Below are 6356 nucleotides of genomic sequence, written 5' to 3'. Positions count from 1 at the left end.
GAAGAATCCAGGCGACCGACTCGGCCGGTGAGGAAACCACGTGCTCGATGCAGCACGCCCCGTCCTCTGGACGCTTGGGCACCCCTCGCGTTGCTCGCCTGCTTATCGCTGCGCTTGCCGGTCGTACGTTTATGGCGGTCTGCCCATGCGGGACTCCGGCCCGCCCGTTCCGAAAAGCTTTGCCGGGCCACCCCACAATCAGCGCTTCCCTAAAGGCGCCTCAGATAGTTCATCGGGTCCTTCGCCGTGCCTCCCTGCCTCACCTCGAAATGCAGGCTGTACTCGCCGGAGGTGCCCGTATTGCCCACCGTCCCCAGGAGCGACCCCATACGGACGGCGTCCCCCTCGCTCACCGAGGTCCTGTCCAGGTGCGCGTAGACCGTGGTGAGGTTGTCGCCATGATTCACGATCACGACTTGGCCGAACCCCCGAAGCCACCCACTGAACAGGACCTCCCCGGGACCGGCGGCCTTTACGGGAGCCCCCGCCGCTGCCCGGATGTCGATGCCGGAGTTGAAGACCTTCGTCCTGAAGACGGGGTGATTCCTCGAACCGAAGAGAGTGATCACGGGCCCCCGGATAGGCCATTCCAGCCGCGCTCCCCTGGCGAGATAGGTGTAGTCCTGCTGCTTCGGCTCCGGTCCCCGGGGGGGCTCCTCCTGTCGAGGCGCTGAAGGCGTCGGGGACGTCGGAGGCGTTTTCCCCGGGAGGTCCGGCGTACGCGGCCGGCCGCCCTCCGATTGCCGTCGGTGCAGCAGGTCGATTATCTTCTGGCCGACCTCCCGCTGCGCGGCCTCCATCTCGCGGGCGGCCTCCTCGGCCTTTCGACGCTGCAGCAGAACCTCCTGAAGCAACGCGTTCGCCTGAGTGATCGCAGCATTGTGCCTGACGCGTTCCTCCTTCAGTTCCTCCGACTGGCGCGCCAGCTGAATCCTGTTCTTCTCCAGGTTGACCTTCGCCCCTTCCAGCTCCCTTATCTTTCCGCTCAGCTCCTCCAGGATCACCCGATCCTGCCGGGACAGGCGGTCCAGCATGTAGGACATGATCACGGCCTCGTGAGTGTCCTCGGTGGAAAGCAGAAGGTTCAGCTCCGCACGGGCATCGTATTTGTATATGTCGAGGAGGCGGATGTGGAGCGCTTCGACCAGGTTTTTCATGGACTGATCGATCCGGGCGACCTTCTCGTTCAGCTCGCGTGCCGAGTCCTGCAGCCGTTTGGACTGGAGTTCCAGAAGCTCGATCCGGGCCCCCGACATCTGCGCCTGCTGGCGCAGCTTCGTGATCCGCCCCAGCAGGCCCTTCGCCTCCTGCGCCTTTTTTCTTGCCGTTTCGTTGTACTGGTCGATCTGACGGCCCAGGCTCTGCCGTGCACGTTCCCGGATGGCGATCAGCGCATCCAGGTTCTCCCCATTCTCCGCGTCCGTCGCGGGCGCGGACCAAGCTGCATGAACGGGGCCAAGAGCCCCCCCCCACAGGAGAAGGACCGCAGCCAGACAAACATATCGTGCCTTTGCAACGCGCGTCAAGGAACCGATTCCTCCATTGCGGGACCTCTATCGTTTGAGATAATCCAGAGGGTTCTTGACGGCGCTGCCCACCCGGACCTCGAAGTGCAGGTGATAGCCCGTCGCGGTCCCCGTCCTGCCGACCCTTCCGATGACGCTCCCGGCCCCCACGACCTGCCCCTCCCGCACGGAGGAGGAGGAGAGGTGCGCGTAGACGGTGGAATAACTGCGTCCATGATCCAGGATCACGACCTGCCCGTAGCCGCGCAGCCATCCGTCGAACAGGACCTCGCCGGCGGCGGCGGCCCTGACGAGGGTGCCGGAGGGGGCCGCGATGTCGATCCCGGAATGGAAGGCCCTCGTCTTGAATATGGGGTGGATGCGCTGACCGAAGGGGCTGGATATCGGTCCCCGGAGAGGCCAGTCGAACATCGACCCCCGGCCGCGGCCCGCGAGGTAATCCACCCCTCCGCCCCTTCCTCCCCGGCCCTGCAGAGACTGGGCCTCCCGCTCCTTCTTTCGGCGCATCAGGGTCAGAATGGTGTGCCCCACCGCCTTCTGCGCCTCCTCCATCTCCCGCGCGGCCTTCTCGGCCAAGGCCTTCTGCTTGCGGATGTCCCCGATGAAGCTGTTCGTCTGCTGGATCGTGCCCCTGTAGCGCACCTTCTGTGCATTCAGGGCCTCGCTCTGCTTCGCAAGGCGGGACCGGTGGTCGTCCATGGTCCTGCGGGAAAGCGCCATCTCCTGCATGCGATCCTGAAGCTGGGCCAGAAGGATCTCGTCGTTCCGGGCCAGCATCTTCATGAGATGAATGGACTCGAGGGCCTCGAAAGTGTTCCGGGAGGAGAAAAAGAGGTTCAGCTCCTCGGTCGCCCCGTATTTGTACAAGTCGATAATCCGGTTCCGCAGCCGGTCGATGAGCTCGTCCACCTTGACCTGCTCCCTCGCCATCTCCGCGTTCAAAAAGGCGATATCCTCCTGGACCCGGTTTCTCTGCAGCTCCAGCACGGACAGTTCCTGGCCGGCGACGGCCTCGTTCTGCTGCAGTTGATCGATGCGTCCCAGAAGCGACTCGACCTTGGTGTTCAGGTTCTTGATCCGGGTATGATAGTCGCCGATGCGCTCCTCCAGCTTCTTGCGTTTCTGTTCCTCGGCGGCGATCCGCGCGTCGATCTCCGAAACGCCCGACGCACGGGCCGGGAGGGGGACGCCGGCCATCCCCGCCGTCAGCAGAACCCCAAGGAGCAGACGCGTCCATGCACGCAAGGGATCGTCCTCGGGCCTACTCGGGACTTGTGGCCGAGTGCATGAAGCGGGCCACGACGATACAGCTGCAAACCCAGCCCAGCGTCGCCCCGAACCCGGTCAGGAGGATGCAGAAACGCCCGATGAGCCTGGAGTCGCTCGCCAGGGTGAGGAAGGGAAGGTTCTCCTGCAGGATGCGGATGCCGGGCAGATAGGTCGCTACGATCCCCGTCACGGCGATCAGGGCCCCCAGCAGCACCAGAAACGTCCCCTCGAGGACGAAGGGCGTCGCGATGTAGCTTCGGGTCGCTCCCACGAGATACATGATGGAGATCTCCTCCCGGCGCGAGTAGAGGGAGATGTGAATGGTGTTGTAGACCACCAGGGACGTGACGACGACGGACAGGGCAAACACCAGGAGCGCGATGCGGGCAGCCACGCGGGAAAGGGCCGAGACCCTCTGCACGACCATGCCGGCATAGACCACGTCGTCGACGTCCGGCATGGACATGAGGGTTCGGACGAGGGGCTCGACGTCCCTGGCGCTTCGGACCCGGACCTTGAAATTCCAGGGAATGGGGTTCGCCCCCATCAGGTCCAGAGCCCGGGACTGGCTCCCCATCTTCATCTGAAGCCTCGCCAGGGACTCGTCGGGGGAGAAGGCCTGGAGATCCGCCACGGAGGGCATCGCTCGGATGCTCTCCGCGACGCGCTCCACCTCGCTGCCCTTCTTCAGGAACACCTGGACGACGAGCTCGCTCTCCAGCTGCGACAGAAAGGTCCTGATGTTGAAGGAGAAGAGGGTCGTCAGCCCCAGGATCCAAAGCATGACGGAGGCCGTGATGAGGGTGAGCAGCCCCAGGACCCAATGATGGATGAGCAGCCGCCCCATATCCCTCAGGATATACTTAAAAGTCGTCATTCAGATGGTACCTCCCCGCCTTTTCGTCGCGAACCAGCTTGCCGGCGTCAAGCTCGATCACCCGCTGGCGGCAAGAGTCCACGATGTACTGATTGTGGGTGGACATGACGACCGTCACCCCGGCCGCGTTGATGGCGAAAAGAATCTTCATCACGTCGGCGGCCGTGCGGAAGTCCAGGTTTCCCGTCGGCTCGTCCGCGATGAAAAGCGAGGGCGAGTTGGCCAGGGCGCGGGCGATCGCCACGCGCTGCTGCTCCCCGCCCGAGAGCTGAGTGGGCTTCATGTAGCGGCGGCGCCACAGCCCCACCTGTTCGATGACCTTGTTGGCCCGATGCGCCACCATCTTGCTGGGGACGGCCATGGCCTCCATGACGAAGGCCACGTTCTCGTACACGGTCAGATGCGGGATCAGCTTGAAATCCTGTGCCACCAGCCCGACATCCCTTCTGTAGTAGGGGATGTCCGCCGTCCGCATCTTGCGCAGATTGCTGTCGTTGACGAACAGGTTTCCCCGCGTGGGCAGGAGCTCCCGCGTGATCAGGCGCAGCAGCGTCGACTTCCCGGACCCCGTGGCCCCGATGATGTAGACGAATTCCCCCTTTTCGATAGTGAAATTCACATCCCTCAGGGCGACGATATCGGGCTCGAAAATCTTGAATACGCCCGAGAAATTGATCTTCATTACGACAAATCCCCTTTTCGCTTCGCTGTCTGGGTCCCGGCGCTACCGTCTTCGTCGAGTCCAAGCCAAAACTGCGGCACTGACGATCTGTGCCGCGGTCAGACCATAGTATTCCTTCAGGTCCTGAGGCGCTCCGCTCTGCCCGAAGCCGATCTCGACCGCCACGGGCTGCACGGGGACCGGATACTCCCTCGCCGCGAGGCCGGCCACCACCTCGAAAAGCCCGCCGGGCAGAAAATGTTCCTCCGCCGTAACGCAGCACCCGGTGCGCTGGATGGAGGAGAGCAGTTGGCGCGCCGGAAAGGGGGCCAGGCTGTAGCAGTCGATGACCTCCGCCCCGATATCCTGCCGGGCCAGTATATCGGCGGCCCTCAGGGCTTCGTGGACCATGATACCACACGCACAGAGGGTGATGTCCGCCCCCCGGCGCAAAACGCGCATTCCGCCGAGGCGCATCCGCACGTCCTCCTCGGAGGAAACGTTCGGGGACGTCCTCTCCGATCCGGACACGACGCTTCCCAGCCTGACATAGGCGGGCCCCCCCCTCCCGACGGCCTCGCGCAGAAGCGCCGCCGCCGAGTCGACGTCCGACGGAACGAGGACCTTCATATTGGGAAGGGAACGCATCAAGGCGATATCCTCGAACATCTGCCTCGCGCCGCCGGTATATCCGGAGCCGAAGCCCGCATCGCACCCCACCAGGCAGACGGGCAGGGAGGGAAGCGCGACCGCGGAACGAATCTGGTCGTAGGCGCGCCCGGCCAGGAACGAGGCGCAGGACGCGACAACGACCTTCCTCCCCCCGCAGGCCATCCCCGCCGCCGCCAGCACCAGCCCCTGTTCCGCCAGCCCGGCGGCATGGGGGAGCCCGGCGTCCGGAGCCGATGCCCCCTCCCCCAGGACGACGAGCCCGGAGAACTCCTCCCCCCTCCCGTCAAACGCCTCGCGCAGAAGCGCACTGCAATCCATGGTCCCTCTGACCTCGACGTTCGTCATGACGGCACATCCTCGAGGCCCCGTATCAGGAGCTCCGTGACCTGGTTGTCCAAAACGCTCGCGTCGTCCAGCGGACACTCCAGAAGGGACGGAAGGCCCCTGCCGTGAACCGTCCTCGCCAGGAGAACCCCGAACCGCCCATCCGAACCCGAAAGGGATGACCGGGCCTCCTCGAGGGACGCATAATCGTGCCCATCCGCACGGGCGACGCGGCACCCCATGGCGGAGAGCCGGTCTGCAGCCCAATCGAATCCCCTCGGAGTCCCGCGGCCACAAGAGGACGCCTCCGGGCATTCCACGATCAGGGTCAGATTTTCCGGAGCACGGGCAGCAGCCAGGTCCAGGGCCTCCCAGGTCGCCCCCATCATCAGCTCCTCCGCCCCCATCAGACAAAAAACCCTCACGGTGGGCCGACTGTCCTTCAGGGCCAGGGCAAGCCCCAGGGCGATCCCGGCCCCCATCCCCGGGGCGCCGCAGGATACGTCGACGCCGGGAGTCCTCGGGCGATCGGGGGCCGCCTGAAGCAGGCTGCCCAGGCGGGCATAGCTCCAAAGCTCCTCGCGTCCGAAAAAAACGCGCTCCGCAAGCACGGCGTACAGCGCCGGGGTCGCCGATACCCGGCTGAGGACGAAGCGGTCCCGACCGTCCTCGTCCGGCTCTCCGGGGGCGGTACGCAGGACCGCCCCATAAAGCCAGACCAGAAGCTCGACCGCGGAGAAGGAGGAGAACAGGCTCCCCGCACTTGCGGCCCTGAGCATGCCGACGATGTCACGGCGCACCACGAGGGCGCGTTCCTGCAAAGTTTTCAACGACACGGGGTCCAAGAGACACCCCTCCCCTTTCCCATGGGCCCGCGGCCCCGAATGGCCCACCCCTTCCGGAGAGCACGGGCTCCGTTTTCAACAGATACGCGCAAAAAATTCTACAACCGGGAGCCCCGATGGAAAAGCCTCGACGGAAAAAGCCCCCGGCATCCGAACGGATGCCCGGGGGCAGAATTTGCCGA

At 64.8% G+C, this 6356-nt stretch carries 6 protein-coding genes; all 6 read right to left on the bottom strand.

Annotated elements, in window-relative coordinates; genetic code table 11:
• Positions 1-209: 209 nt before the first annotated feature.
• The 6 genes from Q0176_RS03130 to Q0176_RS03105 are packed head-to-tail and all read right to left on the bottom strand — an operon-like array spanning position 210 to position 6165.
• A complete protein-coding gene (locus tag Q0176_RS03130) occupies positions 210-1526 on the bottom strand; it encodes a murein hydrolase activator EnvC (RefSeq protein WP_299299137.1) in 1317 nt (438 codons plus the stop codon).
• A 27-nt stretch (positions 1527-1553) separates the two neighbouring features.
• A complete protein-coding gene (locus Q0176_RS03125) occupies positions 1554-2771 on the bottom strand; it encodes a M23 family metallopeptidase (RefSeq protein WP_299299136.1) in 1218 nt (405 codons plus the stop codon).
• 16 nt (positions 2772-2787) lie between these two features.
• On the bottom strand, positions 2788-3672 hold the full coding sequence (locus Q0176_RS03120; RefSeq protein WP_299299135.1) for a permease-like cell division protein FtsX: 885 nt from the start codon (positions 3670-3672) through the stop codon (positions 2788-2790).
• Positions 3659-4354, bottom strand: coding sequence for an ATP-binding cassette domain-containing protein (locus Q0176_RS03115; RefSeq protein ID WP_299299134.1), 696 nt, complete (start codon positions 4352-4354; stop codon positions 3659-3661). The genes Q0176_RS03120 and Q0176_RS03115 overlap by 14 nt, the downstream gene beginning before the upstream one ends.
• A 42-nt stretch (positions 4355-4396) precedes the next feature.
• Positions 4397-5350, bottom strand: a complete 954-nt coding sequence (locus Q0176_RS03110) for a transketolase C-terminal domain-containing protein (RefSeq protein ID WP_299299133.1) — start codon at positions 5348-5350, stop codon at positions 4397-4399.
• Positions 5347-6165, bottom strand: coding sequence for a transketolase (locus Q0176_RS03105; RefSeq protein WP_299299138.1), 819 nt, complete (start codon positions 6163-6165; stop codon positions 5347-5349). The genes Q0176_RS03110 and Q0176_RS03105 overlap by 4 nt, the downstream gene beginning before the upstream one ends.
• Between the last annotated feature and the right edge of the window lie 191 nt (positions 6166-6356).

Source organism: uncultured Fretibacterium sp. (assembly GCF_938040765.1).
Taxonomy (GTDB): Bacteria; Synergistota; Synergistia; order Synergistales; family Aminobacteriaceae; genus CAJPSE01.
The sequence above is the reverse complement of the archived record's forward strand: the minus strand, read 5'-3'. Positions and strand labels throughout refer to the sequence as shown.

What these genes read in the sequence shown, in the direction of transcription:
- Q0176_RS03120 (WP_299299135.1), bottom strand. Translation starts at nt 3,672, where the DNA reads ATGACGACTTTTAAGTATATCCTGAGGGATATGGGGCGGCTGCTCATC.
- Q0176_RS03115 (WP_299299134.1), bottom strand. Translation starts at nt 4,354, where the DNA reads ATGAAGATCAATTTCTCGGGCGTATTCAAGATTTTCGAGCCCGATATC.
- Q0176_RS03110 (WP_299299133.1), bottom strand. Translation starts at nt 5,350, where the DNA reads ATGACGAACGTCGAGGTCAGAGGGACCATGGATTGCAGTGCGCTTCTG.